Raw genomic sequence first — 13,666 nt, 5'->3', positions numbered from 1 at the left:
GGTGTGCGGCGAATGACGGCGCTATTCTCCGCATAATTTGCAGAGAATATTGAGTCATGCGGGGAATCGGTGGGATAATCTCCGCATCATGAGCGGAGATTACACCTACATCTGGGAGTCGGCCGACTGGCCTGCCTGGCGCTTCGACTTCGCTGCACTGGCGACGCCACTCGCCGACGTCAGCCGTGCGCAAGGCATGCTGGCCGGGCGGCTGGCGGATGTCGGCCTGGCGTTGCGCGACGAGGCCAGCCTGGCCGCGCTGACGGAGGACGTCGTCAAGACCAGCGCGATCGAGGGCGAAAACCTGAACGTGGCATCGGTCCGGTCGTCGATCGCTCGCCGGCTCGGGGTCGATATCGGTGCGCTGGCGCCGGTCGATCGTCACGTCGAGGGCGTGGTCGACATGGTGCTGGACGCGACGGCCCATGCGGCGGCGCCGGTCACGGACGCCCGGCTGTTCGGATGGCATGCGGCGCTGTTTCCGACCGGCTACTCGGGGATGTCGCGGATCACGGTCGGCGGCTGGCGCACGGATGCCACCGGGCCGATGCAGGTCGTGTCCGGTCCGATCGGCCGGCAGCGCGTGCATTTCGAGGCGCCGCCCGCCGTGCGCGTCGCCAGCGAGATCGCGCGTTTTCTCACATGGCTCAATGGCCCACCGGCCGAGCCCCTGCTGATCCGCGCCGGCCTGGCGCACCTGTGGTTCGTCACGCTTCATCCATTCGACGATGGCAACGGCCGGATTGCGCGCGCGCTCGGGGATCTGGTCCTCGCGCGCGCCGACCGCAGTTCGCAGCGCTTCTATAGCCTGTCGGCGCAAATCCAGCGCGAGCGCAACGCGTACTACGACGTGCTGGAGCGTACGCAGCGCGGTTCGCTCGACGTCACGGAATGGCTCGCATGGTTCCTGACCGCGCTCGGCAGGGCCGTCGATCACGCGCACGTGACACTCGACGCGGTGCTGGTCAAGGCGCGCTTCTGGCAGCGCTGTGCGGGCTTCGCGATGAACGAACGCCAGGTCAAGGTCATGAATCGCCTGCTCGGCGGCTTCGAGGGGAAGCTGACGACCACCAAGTGGGCAGCGCTGGCGAAGTGCTCGCAAGATACCGCGCTGCGGGACATCACCGAACTCGTCGAGCACGGCGTGCTGCGTCGCTCGTCGTCCGGCGGGCGGAGCACGAGTTACGAGTTGATGGCGATCGACGGCTGATGCCGGCCGGGTTTGCGCGTTCGTACCGCGGGCGATCGGACACGACGCGATGCCGGCGTTCGCGAGCGTCACCGTTGCCACGCCGGACGTGCTCGACAAGGCGCGGCTGAAGGCGTTGCCGCGCACGATTCTGCGTGCGAAGGGCATCGTGCGCGTGGCCGATGCGCACGGCACGGTCGCTACGCGCGTCTGTCAGGTCGCCGCGCGGCGCATCCGGTTCTCGTCGATGGAAGACGAAGGGCGGGCCGCGCACGAAGGAGACGGCGGGATGGGGTTCATCGGGTTCATCGGTGCCGCCGTGGAAGCCGCATTGCGTGACGGCATCGTGCGATGCAGCGTGGCAACCTCGACGGTTGCGCCTGCATCGAACGTCGATTGATCGACGTCGCGCATTCAGGTTAGGCTTCGGCGAGCAACGGCATGCGCCACGTGCCGGGCCGGGCGTTTTTACCTCGAATGCCGCGTGCAGGTAGCTTCTACAGGCGCGCGATCCAGCGACGATCCAAGCCGATGACCATCCCGAATCGATCGAATGCGCGCGGGCAAGCCGCGACTCCCGCACGTGATGCATCACACATGCATCTGCGATCCATCGCGTCCGCCGCGTGGCTGGCACTGCTGCCGCTCGCCACGCATGCGGCCGGCTTCGACTGCACGAAAGCCGCTTCACCAACCGAGAAGGCCATTTGCGCAGATGCCGCGCTGTCGAAGCTCGACGGCGACCTCACGGCGGCGTGGAAGCAGGCGCTCGCAAAAGGCGGCGATACGGCCGCGCTGAAGGCCGCGCAGTTGAAGTGGCTCAAGCAGCGCGACCGGTGCGACGCCGACGCATCGTGCCTGGGCGACCGCTACCGCGAACGCCTCGCGAGCCTGAACGGCAAGCCGCTGGCTGCCGATCGCTGGCAGCAGACGTGGTACTTGACGAACGACAACCCGTCGTTCGGCGGCGCGCTGACCTTCACGGGCTCGCCGCCGCGCCTGCATTTCGAACTCAGCGGCAACAACGGCGCGAACACCGGCGGGCTCGACGGCGACATCGTGCTGCACGGCGAAAGCGGCACCTATCGCAAGGACACGTGCCGGCTCGATTTCGAACGGAAGGGCGCGCGCATCCGCGTCACGCAGCACGGCGCGGATGTCGATTGCGGTGCCGGCTCGGGCGTGTTCTACGGCGGCGAGTATGTGACCGCGGCGCAGTTCCAGGCGAAGCCGGCGGCCGACCTGCTGAGCCTCAAGGTCGTTGATGACGCGACGCAGAATGCGGCCGCGCACAAGCTGCTCGGCGCGGATTATCAGACGCTCGTCGACATCGTCAATTACAGCGCCGACGAGAAGGATCTCGACGGGCTCAACGCGCGTGTGAATTCGTACTGGGTACGCGGTATCGCGACGACGAATGCCGCGATCGTGATGCACCGCGGTAGCGATCTGTGGATCGGTGTGCTCGTGTTCGACGCGCAGAGCAACGTCCGGATGCGCTATTACACGAACGTGCCGGCGTGGAAGAAGCGCGTGCCGAAGACCATCCTGGCGTGGCATGACAATCTCGACAAGACGCTGCCGGTCGACGTGATGCAGTGACGGGCGGGCCGGGCGGCTGAAGCCGCCCGGCGCACCTTCATTTCTTTCGCGCTGCGCGCGCCTGCGCCGGCGCCGCAACCGATTCCCGCGTGCGCAACTCCGGCTGCACCGCATGACCGGGCCCCGTTGCGCCGTTTTCGAGCGCGTCGAGCAAGGCCTGAGCGGCCTGGCGCCCGATCGCGTCGGTGTCGACCCACATCGTCGTCAGCGGCGGCTGGATCTCGCGCGCAAGCGCGATATCGTCGAACCCCGTGATCGACAATTGTGCGGGCACGTCGATGCCGAGCGCCTGCGCCTCGAGCAACGCGCCCAGCGCGAGCGCATCGTTGCCGCAGATCACGGCCGTGGGCCGCGTGGTCGCGTCGCTGCCGACGATCGCGCGCAGGCTCGCCCGCCCGAACGCGATCGTGCCCGCGCCTTCGTGCTGATGGACAGGGCGTACCGCGAGCCCGTGCGCGGCCAGCGTGTCGTGAATGCCGCGCAGGCGGGCCTGCACGCGGTCGTTGTCCGCCGACGGCTGCATGATGATCGCGAAATCGCGGTGGCCGAGGTCGAGCAGGTGAGTGGTGAGCCGCGCGAACGCCGCGCGGTTGTCGAAGCCGATGCAGCAGTGCGGGCTGTCGTCGCGATATGCATACGTGACGACGTAAGGCACGCGGTGCATCGCAAGCAGTTCGAACAGTTCCGGCGGATACGCTTCGCCGACCAGCGACACGGCTTCCACGCCGCGCGACAGCATCGCGCGCACCTGGGCCAGCGCCTGCGCGGGATCGTAGTTCGAGCAGCCGAGGAACAGCGTGATGCCATGCTCGGCCATGACCGTCTGCATGCCCGCGACCTGCGATGCGAACACCTGGTCGTCGAGTGTCGGAATGATCGCGCCGGTGATATGGGTGCGCGTGGACGCGAGCGCACGCCCGGCCGCGTTCGGAATCCAGTTCAGCGTGCGCGCCGCGTCGTGCACCCGCTGCTGCACGTCGGCCGACACCTTGCCGGGATCGTTGTACACGCGCGAGACGGTCGCGGTCGACACGCCGGCCAGTTTCGCGACATCGCCGAGCACCGAGCGGCCGCTGCCGCGGCGCGCGCGGGGCGCGCCGCCGCGTGACGGAGGCGTGCTGCTCATCGGCCGGCTCCCGGCGTGGCGGCGGTGGCGGCGCCACGCGTGGTCAAATGCGTCATTGTTTACCCTCGATTCATGGTGGCACCGCTTGCATTCTCGCGAGACCCTGTGAGAATGTAAGCGCTATCTTGACGTGCGTCCATATTATGTCAGTCCTGCATTCTATCCATATCGTGAAATTTGTATCGACGACGGTCGCTCCGGCCGTTTTGTCGATCGAAAATGTAAGCGGTTACATTCGGAAATGAGCAACGCCTACCCACCTCGTATCGCCGTCGTCGGCAGCGTGAACATCGACCTCGTCACGCGCGCGCCGCGCCTGCCGGTGCCGGGCGAGACGCTGCTCGGCACGGATTTCCAGACCGTTCACGGCGGCAAGGGGGCGAACCAGGCGGTCGCGGCCGCGCGCCTGGGCGCGTCGGTCGCGATGATCGGCTGTGTCGGCGACGACGCGTTCGGCGCGCGCCTGCACGACGCGCTGGCGGCAGAGGGCATCGACCTGACGCATCTCGACCGAATCGGCGGTGCGGCGACCGGGGTGGCCACGATCACGGTCGACGAAGGCGGCGCGAATAGCATCGTTGTCGTGCCCGGTGCGAATGCGCGGCTCGATGCCGACCGGATCGACGTGGCGCGCGAAGCGATCGCCGGGGCCACGATGCTGGTGTGCCAGCTCGAAGTGCCGGTGACGACGGTCGCGCGCGCCATTGCCTGTGCATCCGCGCACCACACGCCGGTGCTGCTCAATCCCGCGCCCGCGCAGCCGCTGTTCGACGCGCTGCTGGCACGGGTCGACTACCTCGTCGTCAACGAAACCGAAGCCGAGTCGCTGACCGGCATCGCCGTCGGCGACGACGCGTCCGCCGTGCGTGCCGCCGAGGCGCTGCGCGCGAAGGGCGTGGGCAACGTGCTGGTCACACTCGGCGCGCGCGGCGTGTGCTGGCGCGGCGGTGCGGGCAACGGCCGTCTGCGGGCGATGCCGGTGGTCGCAGTCGATACGACCGCGGCCGGCGACACGTTCGTCGGCGGGTTCGCGGCCGCCCGCGCGGGCGGCGCATCGATGAACGACGCGATCGGCTTCGGCCAGCGCGCCGCCGCGATCAGCGTGACGCGCTACGGCGCGCAGACCTCGATCCCGACGCGCGACGAAGTGGCGCGCGTGGAATCCTGAATTCCGCATCAGACGGACAGGCCGGAACCGGCCGCTACCAGTGACATGGAGACAACCGCAATGAACGAAACCCCGACCGTTCCGCCCGCACCGCCACGTATCCGGCGCGGACAACGTATCGCGCTCGCGCTGTTGATGGTGAGCGGGATCGTCAACTACCTCGATCGCGGCACGCTGGCCGTCGCAAGCTCGGCGATCCGCGGCGATCTCGGCCTGTCGCTCGCCCAGATGGGGCTGCTGTTGTCGGCCTTTTCGTGGAGCTATGCGTTGTGCCAGTTTCCGGTCGGCGGGCTGGTCGACCGCATCGGGCCGCGCCGGCTGCTCGGGATCGGCTTGATCGTGTGGTCGTTCGCGCAGGCGGCGGGCGGCATCGTGTCGACGTTCGGCTGGTTCATCATCGCGCGCATCGTGCTCGGCATCGGCGAGGCACCGCAGTTCCCGTCGGCCGCGCGGGTGGTGAGCAACTGGTTTCCGCTGCGCGCGCGCGGCACGCCGACCGGGATCTTCAACGCGGCGTCGCCGCTCGGCACCGCGCTCGCACCGTTGCTGCTGTCGGTCCTCGTCGCGTCGTTCGACTGGCGCTGGGCGTTCATCGCGACGGGCGCAGCCGGTCTCGTCGTCGCCGTCGTCTGGTTCGCGCTGTACCGCGATCCGGTGCGCGCGCAACTGACTGCCGCCGAGCGCAATTATCTCGACGCCGACGCGCAAAGCACAGTCGCGGCGCCGAAGCTGACGTTCGCCGAATGGCGCGGCCTGTTCTCGCACGGCACGACCTGGGGGATGCTGATCGGCTATTTCGGTTCCGTCTACCTGAACTGGGTGTACCTGACCTGGCTGCCGGGCTACCTGACGATGGAGCGGCACATGAGCCTGATCCGAACCGGCTTCGCCGCGTCGGTGCCGTTCCTGTGCGGATTCGTCGGCTCGCTGCTGGCCGGCTGGTTGTCGGATCTGGTCACGCGCCGCAGCCGTTCGCCGGTCGTGAGCCGGCGCAATGCGGTGGTGGTCGCGATGCTCGGGATGGTCGCGTTCACGATTCCCGCCGCGCTCGTGCAGAGCAACACGGTCGCGCTCGCCTGCATTTCGGTCGTGATCTTTCTCGCCAACGCGGCGTCGGCCTGCTCGTGGGCGCTCGCGACGGCGGCCGCGCCGCCGAGCCGCATCGCGTCGCTCGGCGCGATCCAGAATTTCGGCGGTTTCATCGGCGGCGCGCTCGCGCCGATCCTGACGGGCATCATTGCGCAGAAGTGGTCGTTCGTGCCGGCGCTGCTGACGGCCGCGGCGATCGCGTTCGCGGGCGCGATGGCGTACCTGCTGCTGGTGCGCAAGCCGATTCCGGAGCAGGCCGCGAACGCCGCGCCCGGGCCGTTGCCGGCCTGAGCACGCGGTATGCGCGCCGCATTCACTGAAGCAAGGAGAAACAGATGCAACATCCGCAGCAATCGAACGTGACCATCGAGGGCATCGTCCCGGTGATGCTGACGCCGTTCGACGACGCCGGCGCGATCGACTACGCCGGGCTCGAGCGGCTCATCGAATGGTATCTGGCGCACGGCGCCGATGCGTTGTTCGCGGTCGCGCAGTCGAGCGAGATGCAGTTCCTGAGTCTGGCCGAACGCGCGGAACTCGCGCGCTTCGTGGTCGAACGGGTGGCCGGGCGCGTGCCCGTCGTCGCGTCCGGGCACATCAGCGACGATCTCGACGCGCAGGTCGACGAGCTGTGCGCGGCGGCCGAATCGGGCGCGCAGGGCGTCGTGCTCGTGACCAACCGGCTCGATCCGCAGCGCAAGGGCAGCGCCGCGTTGCTCGACCATCTTCATCGGCTACTCGCGCGATTGCCGTCGGATCTCCCGCTCGGGCTGTACGAGTGTCCGGCGCCTTACCGGCGGCTTCTTTCGGATGACGAACTGCGTGCGTGCATCGACACGGGTCGCTTCGTGATGCTCAAGGACGTGAGCTGCGACCTGGAGACGGTGAAGCGGCGGGTCGCGCTCGCCGAGGGCTCCCCGCTGAAGATCCTCAACGCGAACGCCGCGATTGCCCGGGAAGCGATGAAGGCGGGTTCCGCCGGCTTCAACGGCGTGTTCACCAACTTTCATCCGGACCTGTACCAGTGGTTGCGCACGCAAGGGGATAAGAATCCGGCGCTGGCCGACGAGCTCTCGACGTTCCTCGTCGTTTCGGCGGTGTCGGAGGCGCTCGGGTATCCGGCGCTCGCGAAGCTCTATCACCAGCGAATCGGCACCTTCGCGTCGATTCGTTGCCGCGCGATCGACTACGACGTGCGTGAACGGTTCTGGGCGCTCGATGCGGTGCTCGACAAGATCGTGGCCGGGACCGAACATTTCCGTCGACGGATCGCTGCGTAACGGGGGATGCGGTGCGCCGTTCGAGGTTTGCCGCGCGGGGTGGGGTGGCGTGCTGGACGGATGGCCGCTTTCGCGCGGGTTCGTCTGGACCGCGTGGTGGCTGCAAGCACGGTCGACTCGTCGCGATGCGTTGCGACAAGCGGCGCTAGGGCGTATATCGGCCATGCCCCGGATGATGTGAACCCGGCGCGGTGTTCGGGCCGAACGTGCGATGCGGAATCCATCGGGATTTTCAATGCTGTCGAAGGCGGCTAAGCCGCCTGTCGCAGCAAGGCCGCTGCACTGACCAGCCGGTTCCGATTGTCAACTTAATCGAGACAGCAAATCATGTTCTGACTGATTGATGATCCTACGGGAGACAGTAGACTTGCATCCGTGCTTCGCCAGAACCGAACCGAAGCGCGCCATGAACGGCGCGACCGGACGGATTCTTCGGCGGCGGGCCAGCCGGCCTGCTGTCCGATTGCGCGAGGAGTGGTTCGTTGCCGACCTGGCGCGCCGATGCGGCGCGTATCGGCACCGGATGCATCAAACCGTCAATTCAAGGGTGAGTGTCATGCGTTACGTTTCGCTGGAATCGAAGAAAAACGAGCTGCTGCTGGCGGCTCGCGTGCTGATGATGATCCTGTTCGTGCTGTTCGGCTGGCAGAAGCTGCACGGCTTTTCGGGCACGGTCGCGTACATGGCGTCGACGGGCAACCCGGCGCCCGAGCTGGCGGCCGCGATCGCGGTGGCGGTCGAGCTGGCCGGCGGCCTGCTGATCGCGATCGGCTTCTATACGCGTCCGCTCGCACTGGTGTTCGCCGCCTATACGCTCGCGACCGCGTTGATCGGCCATCGCTACTGGGCGCTGCAGGGGATGGACCAGTACATGGCGATGATCAACTTCTACAAGAACGTGAGCATCATCGGCGGGCTGCTGTTGCTCGCGCTGACCGGGCCGGGCCGCTACTCGCTCGACCGGAAGTAACACAGGGCGGCGTTTCTTGCCGATGTAACGGGCCCGGTGCGCGGAAGTGCACCGGGTTTTGCTTTTCTGGCGATGGCCAAGGCGCGGCGGCGCCGGGTATCCATCGCGTGCACAAGCGCGACCACGAGCTGTGCCGACGCCGCCCGCCCGGCGGCGTCCCGACGGACGGCGTGCGCCGTGTCGGACACCGTTCGCAGGCGGGCGAACGTGACGCACGTCCGTTGCCGAGGGGCTTCGATCTGCCAGGACGGTCTGCCGGCTGTCATACTCGGCTATGCTCCGCACGACCGTCGCCCGAACGTCGCTTGCGACTTCGCGCGCCCCTCAGTCACCCGAATTGCCCCCCATGCCGAACCCGACCACGTCCACCGATCACCCGACCGTTCTCCTCATCGGCGCCGCCGGCCTCCTCGGCCGCGCGGTTGCCGCGTCGCTGGCCCGCGAATCGTCGTTGAATCTCGTCGCGACGATCCGCAACCCGCAACGCGCAGGCGCAAAACGCATCGCGCTGCCCCCGGAGAACATCGCCGAACTCGACGTCCTCGACGAGCCGGCCCTCGACCACCTGTTCGCCACCCGCCGCCCGGCCGCCGTGATCGTCTGTGCGGCCGAGCGCCGCCCGGACGTCTGCGAACGCGATCCTGCCGGCGCACGCGCGATCAACGTCACCGCGCCGGCCCGCATCGGCGCGCTCGCCGCGCGCCACGGCGCGTGGACGCTCGGCATCTCCACCGACTACGTCTTCGACGGCAACGCGGCCCCGTACCGCGAGGACGACGCGCCGAATCCGCTGAACATCTACGGTCGCACGAAGCTGGAGGGCGAGGCGGCGCTCCTCGCCGCGTCGCCGCTGTCGTGCGTGCTGCGCCTGCCGCTGCTCTACGGCCCGATCGTCGACTGGAGCGAATCGGCCGTCACGAGCCTCGTGCCGGCGATCGTCGCGTCCGCGCAGCCGGGCGCCGACGCGGTCGGCATGGACGCATGGGCGATCCGCTACCCGACGTATACGCCGGACGTCGCGGACGTCATCCGCGACCTGACGCTGCGGCATCTCGAGGGCGCGTCGATCACGGGCCTTCGCCACTGGTCGGGTGAAGAACCGATGACGAAGTACGACATCGCGCAGCGGATCGCGGCCGCGCTCGGCATCGAAGCCAAGCTCACGCGGATCGACCAGCCGACCGACGCGACGCCGCGTCCGTACGATTGCCATCTGGACGCATCGCGCTTGCGTGCGGCCGGGATCGATCACGCGACGCCGTTCGACATCGCGCTGCGCGCCGTGCTGCGCGATGCGCCGCAGGGGCTTTAGGATCGGGCGCAAATCGCGGCCTGTGTTGACCGTGCTACTCGTGTCGCCCGCGTGGCCTGTGTGGCCGGCACGCGCGATCTCGCTTCGCGGACCATCAGGCCGGTGCGCCGCGCCGGCGCCGGATCGCCGCCCAGTTTGACACGCCGCATTCGCGCCCATTAAAGTCGCATCGCGGGCCGGTGGGTCAAGCACACGCCCGGAACAGGCAGCCGATGTTCCAGGACTACGGGGCTACCCCGTGGGTCAGATCGACACCCCGATGCGTCGCAAGGGGCCGGGTTGCGCGTTGCGTAACGCCACCCCTCGCAGTACCGGTCACGTTGGCTCATCGTCCCGCCCATCTTTCTCCATGCATTCATCCCTGCGCGATACCACCCGCACGATTGCCGAGGCGATGCTCGCCGGGCCGCCCGAGCGCGGCGGCGTCATCGCGCGTATGGCCGCTGTACTCGGCGACGCGAAGCCGTGGGCGCACGAATGTGCGGACGCCGCGCTCGCCCGCTTCGGCGCAAACTGGGACGACGTCGACATCGACGCGCTTGCGGCGGTTCTGGCCGACGCGGCCGCGTTCGTGCGCGCCTGGTATCGCGAGGATCGGCCGACCGTGATCCGCGTCGTGCGGCGCCCGCCCGTCCAGCGGCCGCTGCCGGCGCCGCTCGCGGGCTGCGACGTGCCGCAGTGGGCGACGCCCGGCGACCTTGCCGGCTGGCTCGGCGTGAGCGCGCCCGAACTCGACTGGCTGTCCGACCACTGGCGCGTCGACGCGCGCAGTAGCGCCTCGCCGCTGCATCACTACACGTACGTCGCGCACGACAAGCGCAGCGGCGGCAGCCGCCTCGTCGAAATTCCGAAAGGCCGGCTGCGCGAAGCGCAGCGCCGCATCCTGCACGGGCTGCTCGATCGCATCGCGCCGCACGGTGCGGTACACGGCTTTCGCAAGGGGCATGGCATCGTGTCGTTCGCGGCGCCGCATGCGGATCGCGACGTCGTCGTCCGTTTCGATCTCGCGGATTTCTTCGTATCGATCCGCGCTGCACGCGTGCATGCGCTGTTCGTCACGCTCGGGTATCCGGCCGAAGTCGCGCGCACGCTCACCGGCCTGTGTACTAACCGCGTGCCGTCCGCGCGGCTGCTCGCGTCGGACCTGCGCGACCGGTTCGACTGGATCGGCCGCCAGCGGTATCGCGAGCGGCATCTGCCGCAGGGCGCGCCGACGTCGCCGGCGCTGGCGAACCTGAGCGCGTTCCGGTTCGACATGCGGCTCGCCGCGCTCGCGCGTTCGCTCGGGGCAACCTACACGCGCTATGCCGACGATCTCGCGTTTTCCGGCGACGGTGCGCTGACGCGCGACGTCGAGCGGCTGCAGGTGCGGGTCGCCGCGATCGCGCTCGAGGAAGGTTTCGCGCTGCAACTGCGCAAGACGCGCGTGATGCGGCGCGGCGTGCGCCAGCAACTGGCCGGCGTGGTCGTCAATCGTCACCCGAACCTGGCGCGCGATGAGTTCGATCTCCTGAAGGCCATCCTGACCAACTGCATCCGGTGCGGCCCGGCGTCGCAGAATCGCGATGCGCATCCGGACTTCCGTGCGCATCTCGCCGGGCGCGTCGCGCATGCGGCCGCGCTGAACGCGGCGCGCGGCGCGAGGCTGCGCGCGCTGTTCGAGCGGATCGCGTGGGACGCGTCCGACCACGGCCGGTAAGCGTTCCGGGGTCGCATCGACGCGGGCCGTCGACTTCTGCAATACGACGCCGAGCACTGCTATCATTCGCGCCATGCCGCGCCCGTGCCAGGGGCGGCGCTTGTTTGCCGCAGCCGTTCGCCGCGCCTTCGCTCCGGGCGGGCTACGCGTTGCCGGCCCGCTCCTGTCCGTCATTGATTGACGCGCGACGTCGTTTAGTGCGTATTGCGCAAGCCATGCCGGCTCGGGCAAACGATTCATATATTTGCCAGCCCCTATCGGCGGAACTTCGTGGTAGGTTCCGCCATCGGAGCTTTTTGCGAAAACATGCCCAAAGAGGATGAATACATGACCCAGGCCCTGCAGGAACTCGAAGCACAACTTCGGGACCTGAATATCAAGCTGTCGGATGCGAAGCAGAAGGAGAAGCAGGCCGCGCTCGCGGCATTCAAGGAACAGGTCGAGCTTTTGGGAATTTCGCAGCAGGAAGTGCTGAGCGCGCTCGGCTATATCGTTCAGCGAAAACGCAAGGCGCCGGCCAAGTACTACGATCCGACGACGGGCCGTTCCTGGTCGGGCCGCGGCCCGCGGCCGAAATGGCTCGAAGGCAAGGATCTCGACACGCTCGTCGTCGACCGCGAGGCCAAGACCTGGTGGCCCGGAGACGACCAGGGCTGATGCCGGCCGGGCCGCCAGGCCGCCCGGCGCCGTCCGGTTCGCGCAAGCGGACCGGGCTGCAACACCCCGCCAGTCCGTCGCGTTTCATCCGGTGTCCGGCCTGAGCGCGACATCATCGGCCTTGCCGCCGACACCGGTTCACCGCTTTCCCCTCCCGTTCATTGCCCGCAGGTTCCCGCGTTGCCGTCCCGCAAGCGGATGCCGGCACGCACGCGCACCCGCGCCGGCGGCTGGCCAGCCGGCCTTTCGCGCACCGGCACAGGCCTTAAAATGTCGCCGGACAATCGTGGCAGGACACCATGGCAGCAAACATGAAATCTTCGGCGCTCGGCGGCCCGTCGGCCCCGCGCGTGGAGCAGGTCGGCGCGTATGCGTGGAAAGCGCTGGCCGGATCGGCGATCGGCTATGCGATGGACGGCTTCGACCTGCTGATCCTCGGCTTCATGCTGCCGGCAATCACGGCGGCGCTGCGCCTGACGCCCGGGCAGGGCGGCGCGCTGGTCACGTGGACGCTGATCGGCGCCGTCGTGGGCGGCGTCGTGTTCGGTGCGCTGAGCGACCGTTACGGGCGCGTGCGCGTGCTGACCTGGACGATCCTGCTGTTCGCGATCTTCACCGGGCTGTGCGCGTTCGCGCAGGGCTTCGCGGATCTGCTCGTGTACCGCACCATCGCGGGCATCGGGCTGGGCGGCGAGTTCGGGATCGGCATGGCGCTCGCGGCGGAAGCGTGGCCGGCGAGCAAGCGCGCCCGCGTGTCGTGCTACGTCGCGCTCGGCTGGCAGGCCGGCGTGCTGCTGGCCGCACTGTCGACGCCGTTCCTGCTGCTGCACATCGGCTGGCGCGGGATGTTCGTGGTCGGCGTGCTGCCCGCGCTGCTCGCATGGGCGATGCGCAACAAGCTGCACGAGCCGGAAGCGTTCGTGCAGCGGGCGGCGCAGCCGACAGCTAATGCCTTCCGCCTGCTCGTCGCGGACGGCCGCACCGCACGCACGAGCCTCGGCATCGCGATCCTGTGCTCGGTCCAGAATTTCGGCTACTACGGGATCATGATCTGGCTGCCGACCTTCCTGTCGAAACAGATGGGCTTCTCGTTGACGAAGTCGGGGTTGTGGACGGCGGCAACCGTCGTCGGGATGATGATCGGCGTCTGGGTGTTCGGGCAACTGGCCGACCGCATCGGGCGCAAGCCGACGTTCCTGCTGTACCAGTTCGGCGCTGTCGTGACGGTCATCGCGTATGCGCGGCTGTCGGACCCGACCGCGATGCTGTGGGCCGGCGCGCTGATGGGCATGTTCGTCAACGGGATGGTCGGCGGCTACGGCACGCTGATGTCGGAAGGCTATCCGACGGCCGCGCGCGCCACCGCGCAGAACGTGCTGTGGAATATCGGCCGCGCGGTCGGCGGCTTCGGCCCGGTCGCGGTCGGCGCGCTGGCCGCGCACTACTCGTTCCAGACGGCCATTGCGCTGCTCGCCGGCCTCTACGTGCTCGACATGGTCGCGACGCTGTTCCTGATTCCCGAGCTCAAGGGCGTCGAGCTCGAATGAGCGCGGCGCTCGCGCGCAACCCGACGA

General features: G+C 68.4%; 12 protein-coding genes. 11 read left to right on the top strand and 1 reads right to left on the bottom strand.

From position 1 onward, the window contains the following. Positions 1-88: 88 nt before the first annotated feature. From WJ16_RS19610 to WJ16_RS19600, 3 genes are all read left to right on the top strand, one after another. A complete protein-coding gene (locus WJ16_RS19610) occupies positions 89-1,210 on the top strand; it encodes a Fic family protein (protein ID WP_208607015.1) in 1,122 nt (373 codons plus the stop codon). Between the two features lie 49 nt (positions 1,211-1,259). After that, the gene (locus tag WJ16_RS19605) at positions 1,260-1,589 is read left to right on the top strand and encodes a CobW C-terminal domain-containing protein (RefSeq protein ID WP_236858261.1); all 330 of its coding nucleotides are present in this window, start codon (positions 1,260-1,262) and stop codon (positions 1,587-1,589) included. Positions 1,590-1,786: 197 nt separating this feature from the next. Further along, the gene (locus tag WJ16_RS19600) at positions 1,787-2,791 is read left to right on the top strand and encodes a lysozyme inhibitor LprI family protein (RefSeq protein ID WP_069258700.1); all 1,005 of its coding nucleotides are present in this window, start codon (positions 1,787-1,789) and stop codon (positions 2,789-2,791) included. Positions 2,792-2,828: 37 nt separating this feature from the next. Here the strand turns inward: WJ16_RS19600 and WJ16_RS19595 are convergent, their stop codons facing one another. Next, on the bottom strand, positions 2,829-3,917 hold the full coding sequence (locus tag WJ16_RS19595; protein WP_069258699.1) for a LacI family DNA-binding transcriptional regulator: 1,089 nt from the start codon (positions 3,915-3,917) through the stop codon (positions 2,829-2,831). Positions 3,918-4,158: 241 nt separating this feature from the next. On the opposite strand from WJ16_RS19595, the gene rbsK reads away from it, so the two are divergent. The 8 genes from rbsK (at position 4,159) to WJ16_RS19555 (ending at position 13,639) form a co-directional block, all read left to right on the top strand. Then, complete coding sequence (gene rbsK / locus WJ16_RS19590; protein ID WP_069258698.1) at positions 4,159-5,085, top strand: ribokinase; 927 nt, start codon at positions 4,159-4,161, stop codon at positions 5,083-5,085. A gap of 60 nt (positions 5,086-5,145) precedes the next feature. Then, positions 5,146-6,465, top strand: a complete 1,320-nt coding sequence (locus tag WJ16_RS19585) for an MFS transporter (RefSeq protein ID WP_069258697.1) — start codon at positions 5,146-5,148, stop codon at positions 6,463-6,465. A gap of 44 nt (positions 6,466-6,509) precedes the next feature. Beyond that, positions 6,510-7,454 (top strand): dihydrodipicolinate synthase family protein, encoded by a 945-nt coding sequence (locus WJ16_RS19580; RefSeq protein ID WP_069258696.1) that lies wholly within the window; start codon positions 6,510-6,512, stop codon positions 7,452-7,454. Positions 7,455-8,010: 556 nt separating this feature from the next. Beyond that, positions 8,011-8,424, top strand: a complete 414-nt coding sequence (locus WJ16_RS19575; protein WP_069258695.1) for a DoxX family protein — start codon at positions 8,011-8,013, stop codon at positions 8,422-8,424. A gap of 346 nt (positions 8,425-8,770) precedes the next feature. Next, on the top strand, positions 8,771-9,736 hold the full coding sequence (locus WJ16_RS19570; protein WP_069258694.1) for a dTDP-4-dehydrorhamnose reductase family protein: 966 nt from the start codon (positions 8,771-8,773) through the stop codon (positions 9,734-9,736). 349 nt (positions 9,737-10,085) lie between these two features. Continuing rightward, on the top strand, positions 10,086-11,435 hold the full coding sequence (locus tag WJ16_RS19565) for a reverse transcriptase family protein (RefSeq protein ID WP_069258693.1): 1,350 nt from the start codon (positions 10,086-10,088) through the stop codon (positions 11,433-11,435). Between the two features lie 327 nt (positions 11,436-11,762). Then, entirely contained in the window at positions 11,763-12,092 is a 330-nt protein-coding gene (locus WJ16_RS19560; protein WP_069258692.1) for an H-NS histone family protein, read from the top strand. 299 nt (positions 12,093-12,391) lie between these two features. Continuing rightward, positions 12,392-13,639, top strand: a complete 1,248-nt coding sequence (locus WJ16_RS19555; RefSeq protein ID WP_069258691.1) for an MFS transporter — start codon at positions 12,392-12,394, stop codon at positions 13,637-13,639. Positions 13,640-13,666: the final 27 nt, after the last annotated feature.

Source organism: Burkholderia metallica, assembly GCF_001718555.1.
Lineage (GTDB): Bacteria > Pseudomonadota > Gammaproteobacteria > Burkholderiales > Burkholderiaceae > Burkholderia > Burkholderia metallica.
The sequence above is the reverse complement of the archived record's forward strand: the minus strand, read 5'-3'. Positions and strand labels throughout refer to the sequence as shown.

What these genes read in the sequence shown, in the direction of transcription:
- WJ16_RS19610 (WP_208607015.1), top strand. Translation starts at nt 89, where the DNA reads ATGAGCGGAGATTACACCTACATCTGGGAGTCGGCCGACTGGCCTGCC.
- WJ16_RS19605 (WP_236858261.1), top strand. Translation starts at nt 1,260, where the DNA reads ATGCCGGCGTTCGCGAGCGTCACCGTTGCCACGCCGGACGTGCTCGAC.
- WJ16_RS19600 (WP_069258700.1), top strand. Translation starts at nt 1,787, where the DNA reads ATGCATCTGCGATCCATCGCGTCCGCCGCGTGGCTGGCACTGCTGCCG.
- WJ16_RS19595 (WP_069258699.1), bottom strand. Translation starts at nt 3,917, where the DNA reads ATGAGCAGCACGCCTCCGTCACGCGGCGGCGCGCCCCGCGCGCGCCGC.
- rbsK (WP_069258698.1), top strand. Translation starts at nt 4,159, where the DNA reads ATGAGCAACGCCTACCCACCTCGTATCGCCGTCGTCGGCAGCGTGAAC.
- WJ16_RS19585 (WP_069258697.1), top strand. Translation starts at nt 5,146, where the DNA reads ATGAACGAAACCCCGACCGTTCCGCCCGCACCGCCACGTATCCGGCGC.
- WJ16_RS19580 (WP_069258696.1), top strand. Translation starts at nt 6,510, where the DNA reads ATGCAACATCCGCAGCAATCGAACGTGACCATCGAGGGCATCGTCCCG.
- WJ16_RS19575 (WP_069258695.1), top strand. Translation starts at nt 8,011, where the DNA reads ATGCGTTACGTTTCGCTGGAATCGAAGAAAAACGAGCTGCTGCTGGCG.
- WJ16_RS19570 (WP_069258694.1), top strand. Translation starts at nt 8,771, where the DNA reads ATGCCGAACCCGACCACGTCCACCGATCACCCGACCGTTCTCCTCATC.
- WJ16_RS19565 (WP_069258693.1), top strand. Translation starts at nt 10,086, where the DNA reads ATGCATTCATCCCTGCGCGATACCACCCGCACGATTGCCGAGGCGATG.
- WJ16_RS19560 (WP_069258692.1), top strand. Translation starts at nt 11,763, where the DNA reads ATGACCCAGGCCCTGCAGGAACTCGAAGCACAACTTCGGGACCTGAAT.
- WJ16_RS19555 (WP_069258691.1), top strand. Translation starts at nt 12,392, where the DNA reads ATGGCAGCAAACATGAAATCTTCGGCGCTCGGCGGCCCGTCGGCCCCG.